The following is a 13879-nucleotide window of genomic DNA, read 5'->3' as shown; positions in this document are numbered from 1 at the left end:
GCACAGGGGCGCCCGGCCACCCCGGGCGCGCGGCGCCCGGGGTGGCCGGTCGCTCAGCCGTCGACCTCGTACTGGCCGACCTCCAGGAAGTGGCGCAGGGCCTCCGGGGTGCCGTCGTCCAGGACCGCGTTGATCGCGGCACGCATGGCGGGGGTGAGGTCCGGGTCGGTCAGCATGCGGACGATGGCGACGCTGTCGTCCTCGGCCTGGGCCAGGCGGTAGCCGGTCTCCAGGAACGCGCGGGCGGCCTCGGGGGTGCCGGCCTCCAGCGCCTCGGTGGCCTCGCGGTAGACGCCCTTGCCGGAGGACGGCTTGGCGAGGATGGTGAAAATGGCGACCTGGTCGTCCTCGAACCGCGCGAGCCGGTAGCCGGTCTCCAGCCAGGTCCGCAGGTCCTCCTCCGTGCCGTTGTCGAGGAGGGCGTTGGCCTCCTTGGTGACGCGCTTGCCGCTGTCCGGGTCGGCGAGGATGCGCAGGACGGCGATGCGCAGGTCGTGGATGTCCATGTCGTCGTAGGGGGACCCGTCGCCCGGGGTCGTGTCCGAGGCGGTGGCCGCCGGGGCGGTGGTGGCGCCGGCGGCGAAGGACGGGGTGGAGAGCAGCAGGGCGGGGGCGAGGGCGCCGGCGGCCACGGCGAGCGTCACACGGGTCAGTCTCACGGAGTCGAACCACCTTGGTGTAGTGGGGTGTCGGGGCGCGTACCGTCCGGTGGGACGCGACGGGAGGAGTGTGGCAGGCGGGTCTGACAGTGGGCATTGCCCGGAGTGCGCAGTGTTCGCCGGTCCTTCGTTGCCGTGACCGCCGTTGCCGTAACCGCCGTTGCCGTAACCGTCGTCGCCGTAACCGTCGTCGCCGTAACCGTCGTTGCCGTTGCCGTTGCCGTAGTCGTAGTCGTAGTCGCCGGCACCTCCGCCCGCGAGCGGGCGTTACGCGGTCTCCGGGCGCACGCTCAGCGCCAGTGCGTTGTCCGCCGTGAAGCAGGGCTGCACCCGGTGGCCGCCCACCGTGGTCGCCGGCAGGACGTCCGTCCTCCTCCGGTCGGCGACGTCCCCGCCGATCCGGCCGAGCGGTACCGGCGCCGGCAGGCCGGGGCCCGTCAGCCGCAGGTCCCACGGCTCGTCCTCGCCGGTGCCGCGGCGGACCGGTTCCGCGTAGGGGAGGACGAAGGTGAAACCGGCGCCTGCGGTCGGACGCGCGGGGACCACGATCTCCGGCGCCCTTCCCGAACGCGTCGTCGCGGTGACCCGCGCGTCCCGCGGCGGCACCGCCTCCGTCCCGTACAGCGTGGCCGTCACCGTCAGCGCCTCCTGGTCGTCCCTGCCGACGTGGATCCGTTCGACCTCGGCGTGTGCGGGCCGCAGCCAGGTGCGCAGGGCGAGGAAGCCGTCCGTGGTGGTGTACGGGATCCAGGAACTCACCCCGTGCGGGCCGACGTCCGGTTCCCGTCCGAGCAGCGCGGCCTGTTCGACGATCCGGGCGGTGATCCGCCACCGCCTCGCCGCCGTGCCGCCGGCCGGCACCAGGTAGCAGTCCCAGCGGCCCTCCGGCAGGACGTGCTCGGCTCGGGACAACGGGACCCGCCGGTCGGCCCCGCCCTCCGGCACCGGCACGCGGAGCTCGCGGCCCTCCGGGTCGTGGCGCAGCCGCAGCAGCAGTTCGCGGGGGCCGCCGGGCAGCCGGCCGCCCGGCCCCGGCCGTACCAGCAGCCCGCCGTCGGCGGTCGCCGTGGCACACAGGGCGAGGGGCCCCGGCGGGGAGGAGGGCGCGAGGGCCGTGGGAGCCGAGGCACCTCGGCCTCCGGCCCGCGGTCCCCTGGCCCGTCGCTCCCGCGCCAGCCGCTCCCGTACTCGCGAGGCGGCTCCCGAGAGCGTCCTGCGGCGCGCCCGCGTCAGCTCCTCGAACAGCGTCTCGTACCGCGCGGCGATGGCGTCGGGCGCGTACGCGCGGGCCTTCTCCCGGGCCGCCGCGCCGAGCCGGCGGCGCAGCGGCTCGTCGGCGATGAGGCGTTTCAGGGCGTCGGCGAGGGCGTCGGCGTCGCCGGAGAGCGGGGTGAGCAGGCCGTCCCGCTCGTGGGTGATGATCTCGGCGGGGCCGTGCGGGCAGTCGGTGGCGACGACGGGGACCCCGCAGTGCATGGCCTCGACGATGGTCATGCCGAAGGACTCCATGTCGGAGGAGACGGCGGCGACGGCGCCCTTGGCCCACTCGGTCTCGATCGGGGAGACCGCCCCCATCAGGAACGCCCGGTCGTACAGGCCGAGTTCGTCGATCCGCTCGCGTAACGCGGTCTTCTGGGCGCCCCGCCCGTACAGCCGCAGCGTCCAGTCGGGGTGCTCGGCGGCGACCTTGGCGAAGGCGGTGACGAGCCGGTCGTAGCGCTTGACGGGGATGAGGCGCCCGGCGGCGACGATCGTCCGGGAGTCGAGGCCGGCGGGGGCCACGTCGGGCGTGGGCACGCTGTTGGGGATGCACAGGATCCGCGTACGGGCCCGGGGGAGGGCGGCGCGGTAGGCGGCGGCGTCGGCCTCGGAGACGGTGAGGAAGGCGTCGAGCCCGAGTACGGCCGCGTTCTGGTCGGTGCGCACCTGATCGCGGTGGGCGGCGAGGCTGAGGTGCTCCTGGCCGAGGCGGAGGAAGCGGCCGTGCCGGCCGTCGCGGGCGAGGTAGCCGTTGAGGTCGGGGCGGGTGGCGATGACCACGTCGGCGTCGGTGCCGGTGAGGTGCTCGGCGATGCGGTGGTCCTGCAGCGCGGTGTGCGGCTCGCTGAGGGAGTACCCGAACATCGTGGTCGGCCGGCGGGTGAGCTCGTGCCCGCCCTCGTGACCGGGGGAGCCGGCGCGGGTGTCGACGAGCGGGGTGAGCGTCACCCGCGGGTCGAACGCGAACCGCGGCGCGTCCTGGGGGCGGTTGACGCTGACGACCTCGACCTCGTGGCCCCGCTCGGCGAAGGCGCCGGACAGATTGGCCGTGGCACGGATGGTGCCGCCGATGCCGTACGCGTTGTTGATCAGGAAGGCGATCTTCATGGGTCCCCCGGGACCGTCCGCCACGTCCGGTCGCACCCCGCGTACACGCTCGAACGTGGCGGAAACCGTGCGGAAGCGATGGATGAGCAGTGAACGGGTCGGGAGGAGCCTATGAGTCGAACGATCACGAAGCGGCGATTGGCGGCCTTTGTGTCGCCTGATTCGACCAGATGAGAACGATCTATGGCTGATTGCCTGTGGTGGTGCCGACGGAGGGGTGGGGTGCGTCTGCCGCGAGCGGTGAGGGGCCCGGCGCCGTCGGTTCCAGGAACTCCAGCCGGTTGCCGACCGGGTCCTCGCTGTAGAAGCGGCGATGGCCGGGGAGGGTGTCGTCCCAGGTGACCGGGGCGCCGCGGGCGGCGAGCCGGGCCGCGTACGCCGCGATGCCGGTGACGCGCAGCCCGGGGTGGGCCTTGCGGGCGGGGCGGAAGTCCTCCTCGATACCCAGGTGGAGGCGGACGGTGCCGGCCTCGAACCAGCAACCGCCGCGGGCGGCGAGCACCGGCGGCTTGGGTACCTCCGTCATGCCGAGCACGCCGGAGTAGTAGGCGCGCAGCCGGTCCTCGGAGCCGGGCGGCGCGGCGAGCTGGACGTGGTCGAGGGCGGCGAGCATCAGCGCCCTCCCGGCCTGTGGCCCACCGCGGTGCGCGCCGGCATCAGTGCCCCTCCGGCCTGCGCGCCACCGCGAAGATCCGGCGGAAGGGGAAGACGGTGCCGTGCGCGGTGGCGGGGTAGGCCGTGCGCAGGGCGGCGCGGTACTCCTCGACGAAGGCCTCGCGGGCCTCGGGGTCGTCGCCGAGGGCGGTGAGGACCGGGCGCAGACCGGTGCCCCTGACCCAGTCGAGGACCGGGTCCTCGCCGGTCAGCAGGTGCTGGTACGTCGTCTCCCACACGTCGGCCGCGCAGCCGAGGCCCGTCAGCGCCTCCAGATAGGCGGCGGGGGTGTGCACCGCGTCGGCGTGCCGCAGGACGCCGTCGAGGCGACCGCGCCAGCGCGGGGAGGCGGCGAGTTCGCGCATCAGCCGGTGGCTGGGGGCGTCGAAGTTGCCCGGGACCTGGAAGGCGAGGGTGCCGCCGGGGGCGAGGGCCCCGATCCAGCGCGGGAAGGCGTTCAGGTGGCCCGGCACCCACTGCAGGGTGGCGTTGCTCAGCAGCAGGTCGCAGGGGTCCGGGGGCGTCCAGGTCCGGGCGTCGGCGTGGGCGAAGTCGAGCAGGCCGCCGCCGGGGGTGGGCCCGGAGTGGGCGACGGCGGCCGCGTCCAGCATCTCGGCGGAGTTGTCGTAGCCGGTGATGCGCGCGGTGGGCCAGCGCTCGGCGAGCAGCACGGTGACGTTGCCGGGGCCGCAGCCGAGGTCGGCGATGCGCGGCGGGCTGCCGGGGAGGCGGGGGACGCGGGCGAGGAGGTCGGCGAAGGGGCGGGCGCGGTGCCCGGCGTGCCGCAGGTACTGGTCCGGGTCCCAGGTGGGAGTGGTGGCGGCCATGACGGGGTTCCTCCGGTCTCGGTCGTTCGGTCGGCGGCGGGCAGGGGTCTCGGCGGGTGGGCAGCAACCCTCGGCCGGCGGGCAGCGGCCCCCGGCGGGCGGCTCCCGTGGACGAGGGGTTCCCGCCCTGCCGGGTTCCTCCCCGGCGTTGTATCCCGCCAAGTCTCTTGACGTCAAGATAATGCACATCAAGAGACTTCACATCGACAGAACCACTACACTGATCGCATGGAGGACGAGGTCGATCGGCTGGTCGCTGCGTGGCGTCGGGAACGCCCGGACCTCGACGTGGAGCCGCTGGAGGTACTCAGCCGGGTGAGCAGGCTCGCACGGCACCTGGACCGCGCCCGTCGGCTGGCGTTCGCGGAACACAGCCTGGAGCCGTGGGAGTTCGACGTACTCACCGCGCTGCGCCGGGCCGGCGCCCCCTACCAGCTCTCCCCGGGGCAACTCCTGACCCAGACCCTGGTCACCTCCGGCACGATGACCAACCGCATCGACCGCCTGGCCAAGAAGGGCCTGGTGGAGCGGCTGCCCGACCCCACCGACCGGCGTGGCGTACTGGTCCGGCTCACCGAGGTCGGCCGGGACCAGGCCGACCGCGCGCTGGCCGGACTGCTCGACCAGGAACGGGCGCTCCTCGCCGAACTGAGCAGCGCCCAGCGCGCCGAACTGGCCGGACTGCTACGCCAGTTGACCGCCCCGTTCGACAACATCCCCGGTTAGCTTCAGATCCACGGGCCCCACCCCGGCCCGCCGCGCCAGCGCGACGGCGGCAAGCGTGGAGTGCACGCCGAGCTTGCCCAGCACGTTCTGCATGTGCGTGCGGACGGTGTGCGGGGACAGGAACAGCCGCTCCGCGACGGCCTTGCGGCCCAGCCCGGCGACCATGCAGCGCAGCACCTCGCGCTCGCGCGGGGTCAGCGACTCCACCAGCCGCTCGCTCTCCGTGCGGTGCTTGCGCGCGGCGGTCAGCTCGCGCAGTACGCCGGTGAGCAGGGCGGGCGGCAGATGCGTCTCGTCCCGCAGCACCCCCCGGATGACGGTGAGCAGCCGGACCAGGGAGCAGTCCTTGGCGACCCAGCCGCAGGCCCCCGCCTGCAGCGCGAGCGCGGCCCGGCGCGGGTCGTCCTTCTCGGCGAGCACGACGGTCCGCACCCCGGGCTGGACGCCGCGGACGCCCGTGACCAGGGAGATCCCGTCGACCACGCCGTCCTCACCCACCGGCTGCACGGGCACGGCGGTGGGCCGGGCGGCGGGCGCCGCGCAGCCCAGATCGGCGTCCACGAGCATGACGTCGAATCTGCGCCCCTCGGCCGCCGCCCGTTCCAGGCAGCGCAGGGCTGCCGGGCCGCTGCCCGCGGCGGAGACCTCGACGTCCGGCTCGGCGGCCAGGGCCGCGGCCAACGACTCGGCGAAGATGCGGTGGTCGTCGACGACCAGAACTCGGATGCGCACCACTGAAATACCCCCACTGGTCGGGGGACGGCCGGAGCGGGTGCGGCGCCCGGAGTTCCCGAGCGGCCGGCTCGGGACACGGGGCGTCGCAGCCGCACGGCCGCCGCCGTGATGACACTGCTACCCCCACTCCGGGCGTCGTACCCGGCTGTTTCGCCCCCTGATCGGCACCGGCCCCCACCGGCACTGCCCTCAGAGTAGGGCCGCGTGCGCGGAGCGGAAGCGAAATTCGCGGAACTGCCCGTCCGGCGCGTTTATGGTGAGCCGTATGTTTCGTATCGAGACAGAAGTCGACAAGGAGCGGCGCGATCTGCTGCGGAGGCGACTTCGCGAGACGAACACGGCGGCCTCCCCCGTCCTGCGCGCCCTGCGCGGCACCCCCGGTGAGCGCGAGTCCCCGCTGCACGTATGGGCGCTCGCCGACGACGGTGCCGACGGTGCCGACGGTGCCGACGGTGCCGACGGTGCGGCCGGCCGGCTCGTGGGCGGCCTGGTCGGCCACACCTGGGCGACCTGGCTGCACGTCACCTACCTCTGGGTCGACGAGGCCGCCCGCGGCGCCGGTCTCGGCGGCCACCTCCTGGCCCGCGCCGAACACCTCGCCCGCACGGAGCGCGCCTGCACCGCCTCCCGCCTGGAGACCTGGGACTTCCAGGCCCCGAGGTTCTACGTGAAACAGGGCTACGAGATCCTCTGCGCCCTCCCGGACTACCCGCCCGGGATCACCGAGTACACGCTGGTGAAGCGGTGGGCGTGAGATAGGACCGGCCCCCGGCACGGACCGGCACCGGCCCCCGGCGCCGATCGGCCCCCGGCCCCCGGCACTGATCGGCACCGGCCCCCGGCACGGACCGGCACCGGCCCCCGGCACTGATCGGCCCCCGGCCCGGCACCAACCCGGCGAACCGCAAAGACTTCTTCGCAAAGACTCTTTTGCGAAGGACTCTTTGCGGTCTACAGTGCCGCCATGGCTGACACCAACGACCGACCGGACTCCGTCGTCCTGGACGCCCGGGGGCTGCGGGTCCTCGCGCACCCCCTGCGCGTGCAACTGGTCGGAACGCTGCGCAAGTACGGGCCCTCGACGGCCACCCGCCTCGCCGAACGCCTCGGCGTCAACTCCGGCACGGCCAGCTACCACCTGCGCCGGCTCGGCGCAGCCGGCTTCGTCGAGGAGGACACCGACCGCGGCAACGCGCGGGACCGCTGGTGGCGCGCGGTGCACCGGATGACGGAACTCAACGACGCCGACCTCGCCGACCGCGAGCCCGAGGCGACCCTGACCTACCTGCAGTCCGTGGCCTCCGCCTACACCCTGCGCACCCAGCAGACCCTCAACGAACTGCAGACGATGCCCCGCGCCTGGCGCGACACCTTCGACATGAGCGACTGGGTGCTGCGGCTCACCCCCGAAGAGGCCCTCGCACTGCGCGGGGAGCTGCGGGCCGTCGTCGACCGCTACCGCAAGGACGGCCCCGAGGCGGCGGCGAACGCCCCCGAGGACGCCGAGCGGGTCACCGTCGTCACGCACCTGCTGCCCGAACTCGACGCACCCGCCCCGGCGGACGGCCCCGCCGAGCCGGGGGAGACCACCGGGCCGCAGCCCTCATGACGGGGCACGCCCCGGGCATCCCGGCCACCGGCCCCCTGCCCGGCACACGCTCCCCGCGCGCGCTGGCCGGCGTGCTCGCCGCCATGGCCGTCTCGCTGACCGGCACCCGGATCTCCGCCGTGGCACTGCCCTGGTTCGTCCTCGTCACCACCGGCAGCGCCACCCGCACCGGACTCGTGGCCTTCTGCGAGATGGCCCCCTACGTGCTGGTCAAGGCCCTCACCGGCCCACTCGTCGACCGCACCGGACCGCGCACCGTCTCCTGGACCACCGACCTCGCCAGCGCGAGCGCCGCCCTCGCGGTCCCCGTCTGCCACGCCGCGGACGTGCTGTCCTTCCCGCTCCTGCTGGCGCTGGTCGCGGTGATCGGGGCCGTCCGCGGCCCCGGCGACCTCGCCAAGGAGGTCATGGTCCCCGAGGCGGCCGAGCGCGCCGGGACACCACTCGTGCGGGCGACCGGACTGTCCGGCGTGACCGAGCGGCTCGCCTCCACCCTCGGCCCCGCCGCCGGCGGCGGACTCGTCGCACTGCTCGGCCCGCTGGCCGGACTCGTCGTCAACGCGGCCTGCTTCGCCCTCGGTTCGGTGATCATCGCGCTCGCGCTGCCCCGCGGCACGGGCCGCCCCGCACAGGAGGCCGCACCGCGAACGGGGACACCGGAACCGGGCTACTGGAAGCGGTTCGGCGAGGGCCTCGCCTTCCTGCGCAGCGAACCCCTGCTGCTCACCGTCATCGTCACCATCGGCATCACCAACCTGCTGGACGCGGCGTTCGCGACGGTCCTCCTCCCGGTCTGGGCCAAGACCTCCGGCAACGGGCCCGCCGCCCTCGGACTGCTCGGCAGCACGATGGGCGCCACCGCGGTCGCCGGCAGCCTGATCGCCGCGATGGCCGCGCACCGGCTGCGGCGTCGGCTGGTCTTCTTCGCGGGCTTCCTGCTGGGCGGGGCCCCCAGGTTCCTGATCCTCGCCTGGGACCTCCCGCTGGGAGCGGCCCTGGCCGTCTTCGCCGTCGGCGGCTTCGGGGTGGGATTCGTCAACCCGGTGCTCGGCGCCGTCCTCTTCGAGCGGGTACCGCGCCACATGCTGGGCCGGGTCCGCGCCCTCGGCGACTCCCTGGCCTGGGCCGGAATCCCCCTCGGCGGGCTGCTCGCCGGAGCGGCGGTGGCCGCCACGGGGCTCTTCCCGGTCCTGCTCGCCGGGGGAATCGTGTACTGCCTCACCACCAGCCTCGCCGGACTGCGCCCGGAATGGCGGGAGATGGACGAGGGGCCGCCGGCGCGCGGCGGCGGGGAGGAGGACGACGTTCCCGCGGTGCCGCGGCAGGCGACGGAACCGGAGACCGCGCCGACGGCCCCGCCCCGCCCCCGGACGGGGTGAGGCGGGAGGAGCGCCGGGACGTGAGCGGACGCGGGGGCGCCGGGACGTGAGCGGACGCGGGGGCGCCGGCCCTTCCGTCCCCTCCCGCCCGGGTCAGTTCTTGCGGTGGCCTATCAGCCGCGGCTTCGGCTCAAGACCGTCCAGCCCGTGCCAGGCCAGATTGACCAGATGCGCGGCGACCTCGGCCTTCTTCGGACGGCGGACGTCCAGCCACCACTGGCCGGTCAGAGCGACCATGCCGACCAGGGCCTGCGCGTACAGCGGCGCCAGCTTCGGTTCGAAGCCCCGGCTCTTGAACTCGCGGCCCAGGATGTCCTCCACCTTGGTGGCGATGTCCGAGATCAGCGAGGCGAACGAACCCGTCGACTGGGGGATGGGGGAGTCCCGGACGAGGATGCGGAAACCGTCCGTGGACTCCTCGATGTAGTCCAGCAGGGCGAACGCGGCCTGTTCGAGCAGCTCGCGCGGATGCCCGGCGGTCAGCGAACCGGTGACCATGTCGAGCAGCCGCCGCATCTCGCGATCGACGACCACCGCGTACAGACCCTCCTTGCCGCCGAAATGCTCGTACACCACCGGTTTGGACACCCCGGCCTTGGCGGCGATCTCCTCCACCGACGTGCCCTCGAACCCCTTGGTGGCGAACAGCGTGCGGCCGATCTCGAGCAACTGCTGACGGCGCTCCGCTCCGGTCATCCGGGTGCGGCGCGGCCGCCGCGGCTTGTCATTGCTGGGGGTGCTGCTCGAGTCGGTCGCCACAGCGACCATCATGCCGCCTGCGCCGTCTCCTCCTTGCGCCGGGCGCTGCCCCCACCGGCGTTCCGCTTGGAATCGATACGCGAGCGTGACGGCCAGCGCACGTCATAGGCCCAGCCGAGCTGCTCGCACCAGCGGATGATCCGCGCCGAGGAGTCGAGCTGCCCGCGCATCACACCGTGCCGCGCGGAGGTCGGGTCGGCGTGGTGCAGGTTGTGCCAGGACTCCCCGCAGGACAGCACCGCCAGCCACCACACGTTGCCCGAACGGTCCCGGGACCTGAAGGGCCGCTTGCCCACCGCGTGGCAGATCGAGTTGATCGACCAGGTCACATGGTGCAGCAGCGCCACCCGGACGAGTGAACCCCAGAAGAACGCGGTCGCCGCACCCCACCAGGACATCGTCACCAGACCGCCGATCAGCGCCGGCAGCGCCAGCGACAGGACCGTCCACAGCACGAACTGCCGGGAGATCGCCCGCATCGCCGGGTCCTTGACCAGGTCCGGCGCGTACTTCTCCTGCGGGGTCTGCTCCTCGTCGAACATCCAGCCGATGTGCGCCCAGACCAGGCCCTTCATCAGCGCCGGGACCGTCTCCCCGTACCGCCACGGCGAGTGCGGGTCGCCCTCCGCGTCGGAGAACTTGTGGTGCCGGCGGTGGTCCGCCACCCACCGCACCAGCGGCCCCTCCACCGCCATCGACCCGGCGATCGCCAGCGCGATCTTCAGCGGTCGCTTCGCCTTGAACGAGCCGTGCGTGAAGTGCCGGTGGAAACCGATGGTGATGCCGTGGCACCCGAGGTAGTAGAAGAAGACCAGCAGACCGATGTCGAGCCAGCTCACGCCCCAGCCCCAGGCCAGCGGCACGGCCGCCACGAGCGCCAGGAACGGAACCGTGATGAAGAGAAGCAGCGTGATCTGCTCGATCGAACGCTTCTGCTCGCCACCGAGAGTGGCGGACGGGAGGGGGGAGTCCGGTGACGCGCCCTGCGCGTCGCCGATCACGTCGGAACTTGTGGTCATGAAGCGTCCCCTGGGGGGTCGAGGATCCTGTCAGGTGCCGGGCCCGGGGACGCAGGCTTCCCTACGGTTCCGTAACCTACGGCAACGTAAGTATGGCAGCGCGTCACCTCGCGGCAAGAGCCCAACCGACTGCGCGTCCGCATGGCCACCTATCCTTGGACTCGGTCGGACAGCGTGGTCCGCTCTGATTCCTGCCCGGATGCCCGGCCGCCGAAGCGGTCCAGCCGCCCGGCCGCATCCGGGTTCCCTCCCAGACGAGCTTCAACACTGCAAGGAGCCGCACCTGTGAGCAGTGCCGACGACCAGACGACCACGACCACGAACAACGAACTCCGCGCCGACATCCGGCGACTGGGCGACCTCCTGGGCGAGACCCTCGTCCGCCAGGAGGGCCCCGAGCTGCTGGAACTGGTCGAACGGGTCCGCAGACTCACCCGCGAGGACGGCGAGGCCGCGGCCGAGCTGCTGCGCGGCACCGAACTGGAGACCGCCGCCAAGCTGGTCCGCGCCTTCTCCACCTACTTCCACCTCGCCAACGTCACCGAGCAGGTCCACCGCGGCCGCGAACTGCGCGCCCGCCGCGCCGCCGAGGGCGGACTGCTCTCCCGCACCGCCGACAGGCTCAAGGACGTCGACCCCGAACACGTGCGCGAGACCGTGCGCCACCTCAACGTGCGCCCCGTCTTCACCGCACACCCCACCGAGGCCGCCCGCCGCTCCGTCCTCAACAAGCTCCGGCGCATCGCGGCCCTCCTCGAAACCCCCGTCATCGAGTCCGACCGCCGCCGCCACGACACCCGACTGGCCGAGAACATCGACCTCGTCTGGCAGACCGACGAACTCCGCGTCGTCCACCCCGAACCCACCGACGAGGCCCGCAACGCCATCTACTACCTCGACGAACTCCACGCCGGCGCCGTCGGCGACGTCCTCGAGGACCTCACCGCCGAACTCGAACGCGTCGGCTTCAAGCTCCCCGAAGGCAGCCGCCCCCTCACCTTCGGCACCTGGATCGGCGGCGACCGCGACGGCAACCCCAACGTCACCCCCGCCGTCACCTGGGACGTCCTGATCCTCCAGCACGAACACGGCATCAACGACGCCCTGGAGACCATCGACGAACTCCGCGGCTTCCTCTCCAACTCCATCCGCTACACCGGCGCCACCGAGGAACTCCTCGACTCCCTCAAGGCCGACCTCGACCGCCTCCCCGAGATCAGCCCCCGCTACAAGCGCCTCAACGCCGAAGAGCCCTACCGCCTCAAGGCCACCTGCATCCGGCAGAAGCTGGAGAACACCAAGCAGCGCCTCGCCAAGGGCACCCCCCACGAAGAGGGCCGCGACTACCTCGGCACCACCGAACTCCTCCACGACCTCACCGTCGTCCAGGAATCCCTGCGCGCCCACCGCGGCGCCCTCTTCGCCGACGGCCGGATGAACCGCACCATCCGCACCCTCGCCGCCTTCGGCCTCCAGCTCGCCACCATGGACGTCCGCGAACACGCCGACGCCCACCACCACGCCCTCGGCCAGATGTTCGACCGGCTCGGCGAGGAATCCTGGCGCTACGCCGACATGCCCCGCGACTACCGCGCCAAGCTCCTCGCCAAGGAACTCCGCTCCCGCCGCCCCCTCGGCCCCACCCCCGCCCCCCTCGACGCCGCCGGCGAGAAGACCCTCGGCGTCTTCCTCACCGTCAAGCGCGCCCTGGAGGTCTTCGGCCCCGAGGTCATCGAGTCCTACATCATCTCCATGTGCCAGGGCGCCGACGACGTCTTCGCCGCCGCCGTCCTCGCCCGCGAGGCCGGCCTCATGGACCTCCACGCCGGCTGGGCCAGGATCGGCATCGTCCCCCTCCTGGAGACCACCGACGAACTCAAGGCCGCCGACACCATCCTCGAGGACATGCTCTCCGACCCGTCCTACCGGCGCCTCGTCGCGCTCCGGGGCGACGTTCAGGAAGTCATGCTCGGCTACTCCGACTCCTCCAAGTTCGGCGGCATCACCACCAGCCAGTGGGAGATCCACCGCGCCCAGCGCCGACTGCGCGACGTCGCCCACCGCTACGGCGTACGCCTGCGCCTCTTCCACGGCCGCGGCGGCACCGTCGGCCGCGGCGGCGGCCCCACCCACGACGCCATCCTCGCCCAGCCCTGGGGCACCCTCGAAGGCGAGATCAAGGTCACCGAACAGGGCGAGGTCATCTCCGACAAGTACCTCATCCCCTCCCTGGCCAGGGAGAACCTCGAACTCACCGTGGCCGCCACCCTGCAGGCCTCCGCCCTGCACACCGCACCCCGCCAGTCCGTCGAGGCCCTCGCCCGCTGGGACGCCGCCATGGACGTCGTCTCCGACGCCGCCCACGCCTCCTACCGCGCCTTCGTCGAAGACCCCGACCTGCCGACGTACTTCCTCGCCTCCACCCCCGTCGACCAGCTCGCCGATCTCCACCTCGGCTCCCGGCCCTCCCGCCGCCCCGGCTCCGGCGTCTCCCTCGACGGACTGCGCGCCATCCCCTGGGTGTTCGGCTGGACCCAGTCCCGCCAGATCGTCCCCGGCTGGTTCGGCGTCGGCTCCGGACTCAAGGCCCTGCGCGAGGCCGGCCTCGACACCGTGCTCAGCGAGATGCACGAACAGTGGCACTTCTTCCGCAACTTCATCTCCAACGTCGAGATGACCCTCGCCAAGACCGACCTGCGCATCGCCCAGCACTACGTCGACACCCTCGTGCCCGAGAACCTCAAGCACGTCTTCGACACCATCAAGACCGAACACGAACTCACCGTCGCCGAAGTCCTCAAGATCACCGGCGAACCCGAACTCCTCGACGCACAACCCGTCCTCAAGCAGACCTTCGCCATCCGCGACGCCTACCTCGACCCGATCTCCTACCTCCAGGTCGCCCTCCTCAAGCGCCAGCGCGACGCCGCCGAGGCCGGCGAGGAAGCCGACCCGCTGCTCGGCCGCGCCCTGCTGCTCACCGTCAACGGAGTCGCCGCCGGCCTGCGCAACACCGGCTGACCCGCACCCACGCACGACACGGCGGTGCCCCGGCATGCACGTCATGCCGGGGCACCGCCGCGTTCACCCCCGCTCGGGCCGGCCGAAGACGTACCGCGCCTCCCCGCCGGCCAGGGATCACGGG

The 13879-nt window shown here is 73.0% G+C and carries 12 protein-coding genes; 5 read left to right on the top strand and 7 right to left on the bottom strand.

Translation table 11 applies throughout. The features are described from left to right. Positions 1-53: 53 nt before the first annotated feature. From OHB09_RS13280 to OHB09_RS13265, 4 genes are all read right to left on the bottom strand, one after another. Positions 54-659 (bottom strand): ALF repeat-containing protein, encoded by a 606-nt coding sequence (locus OHB09_RS13280; protein WP_191891962.1) that lies wholly within the window; start codon positions 657-659, stop codon positions 54-56. A 267-nt stretch (positions 660-926) separates the two neighbouring features. Then, on the bottom strand, positions 927-3026 hold the full coding sequence (locus OHB09_RS13275; RefSeq protein WP_328922023.1) for a glycosyltransferase family 4 protein: 2100 nt from the start codon (positions 3024-3026) through the stop codon (positions 927-929). A 181-nt stretch (positions 3027-3207) separates the two neighbouring features. Beyond that, positions 3208-3639, bottom strand: coding sequence for a VOC family protein (locus OHB09_RS13270; RefSeq protein WP_328922022.1), 432 nt, complete (start codon positions 3637-3639; stop codon positions 3208-3210). 43 nt (positions 3640-3682) lie between these two features. Continuing rightward, positions 3683-4507 carry a trans-aconitate 2-methyltransferase gene (locus OHB09_RS13265; RefSeq protein WP_328922021.1) on the bottom strand — a complete coding sequence of 275 codons (825 nt, stop codon included), beginning with the start codon at positions 4505-4507 and terminating at the stop codon, positions 3683-3685. 228 nt (positions 4508-4735) lie between these two features. On the opposite strand from OHB09_RS13265, the gene OHB09_RS13260 reads away from it, so the two are divergent. Beyond that, positions 4736-5233, top strand: coding sequence for a MarR family winged helix-turn-helix transcriptional regulator (locus OHB09_RS13260; protein ID WP_006143830.1), 498 nt, complete (start codon positions 4736-4738; stop codon positions 5231-5233). On the opposite strand, the gene OHB09_RS13255 is transcribed toward OHB09_RS13260, so the two are convergent. After that, positions 5192-5968, bottom strand: a complete 777-nt coding sequence (locus OHB09_RS13255) for a response regulator transcription factor (RefSeq protein WP_006143829.1) — start codon at positions 5966-5968, stop codon at positions 5192-5194. The two genes, OHB09_RS13260 and OHB09_RS13255, sit on opposite strands and share 42 nt — an antisense overlap. A 265-nt stretch (positions 5969-6233) precedes the next feature. Between OHB09_RS13255 and OHB09_RS13250 the strand changes: the two genes are divergently transcribed. The 3 genes from OHB09_RS13250 (at position 6234) to OHB09_RS13240 (ending at position 8956) form a co-directional block, all read left to right on the top strand. After that, entirely contained in the window at positions 6234-6722 is a 489-nt protein-coding gene (locus OHB09_RS13250) for a GNAT family N-acetyltransferase (protein ID WP_252307111.1), read from the top strand. A 210-nt stretch (positions 6723-6932) separates the two neighbouring features. Beyond that, entirely contained in the window at positions 6933-7577 is a 645-nt protein-coding gene (locus tag OHB09_RS13245) for a winged helix-turn-helix domain-containing protein (protein WP_328922020.1), read from the top strand. After that, positions 7574-8956 (top strand): MFS transporter, encoded by a 1383-nt coding sequence (locus OHB09_RS13240; protein WP_328922019.1) that lies wholly within the window; start codon positions 7574-7576, stop codon positions 8954-8956. Before OHB09_RS13245 ends, OHB09_RS13240 begins: the two co-directional genes overlap by 4 nt. 93 nt (positions 8957-9049) lie before the next feature. On the opposite strand, the gene OHB09_RS13235 is transcribed toward OHB09_RS13240, so the two are convergent. Beyond that, positions 9050-9727 carry a TetR/AcrR family transcriptional regulator gene (locus OHB09_RS13235; RefSeq protein WP_040897015.1) on the bottom strand — a complete coding sequence of 226 codons (678 nt, stop codon included), beginning with the start codon at positions 9725-9727 and terminating at the stop codon, positions 9050-9052. Continuing rightward, the gene (locus tag OHB09_RS13230; protein WP_006143824.1) at positions 9724-10734 is read right to left on the bottom strand and encodes an acyl-CoA desaturase; all 1011 of its coding nucleotides are present in this window, start codon (positions 10732-10734) and stop codon (positions 9724-9726) included. The genes OHB09_RS13235 and OHB09_RS13230 overlap by 4 nt, the downstream gene beginning before the upstream one ends. Positions 10735-11019: 285 nt before the next feature. Here OHB09_RS13230 and ppc point away from each other — a divergent pair, with 285 nt between their 5' ends. Next, the gene (gene ppc / locus OHB09_RS13225; protein WP_234527489.1) at positions 11020-13755 is read left to right on the top strand and encodes a phosphoenolpyruvate carboxylase; all 2736 of its coding nucleotides are present in this window, start codon (positions 11020-11022) and stop codon (positions 13753-13755) included. Positions 13756-13879: the final 124 nt, after the last annotated feature.

Source organism: Streptomyces griseoaurantiacus (assembly GCF_036189845.1).
GTDB lineage: Bacteria > Actinomycetota > Actinomycetes > Streptomycetales > Streptomycetaceae > Streptomyces > Streptomyces griseoaurantiacus.
This window is presented reverse-complemented; position numbering and strand designations above follow the sequence as displayed.

What these genes read in the sequence shown, in the direction of transcription:
- OHB09_RS13275 (WP_328922023.1), bottom strand. Translation starts at nt 3,026, where the DNA reads ATGAAGATCGCCTTCCTGATCAACAACGCGTACGGCATCGGCGGCACC.
- OHB09_RS13270 (WP_328922022.1), bottom strand. Translation starts at nt 3,639, where the DNA reads ATGCTCGCCGCCCTCGACCACGTCCAGCTCGCCGCGCCGCCCGGCTCC.
- OHB09_RS13265 (WP_328922021.1), bottom strand. Translation starts at nt 4,507, where the DNA reads ATGGCCGCCACCACTCCCACCTGGGACCCGGACCAGTACCTGCGGCAC.
- OHB09_RS13260 (WP_006143830.1), top strand. Translation starts at nt 4,736, where the DNA reads ATGGAGGACGAGGTCGATCGGCTGGTCGCTGCGTGGCGTCGGGAACGC.
- OHB09_RS13250 (WP_252307111.1), top strand. Translation starts at nt 6,234, where the DNA reads ATGTTTCGTATCGAGACAGAAGTCGACAAGGAGCGGCGCGATCTGCTG.
- OHB09_RS13245 (WP_328922020.1), top strand. Translation starts at nt 6,933, where the DNA reads ATGGCTGACACCAACGACCGACCGGACTCCGTCGTCCTGGACGCCCGG.
- OHB09_RS13240 (WP_328922019.1), top strand. Translation starts at nt 7,574, where the DNA reads ATGACGGGGCACGCCCCGGGCATCCCGGCCACCGGCCCCCTGCCCGGC.
- OHB09_RS13235 (WP_040897015.1), bottom strand. Translation starts at nt 9,727, where the DNA reads ATGATGGTCGCTGTGGCGACCGACTCGAGCAGCACCCCCAGCAATGAC.
- OHB09_RS13230 (WP_006143824.1), bottom strand. Translation starts at nt 10,734, where the DNA reads ATGACCACAAGTTCCGACGTGATCGGCGACGCGCAGGGCGCGTCACCG.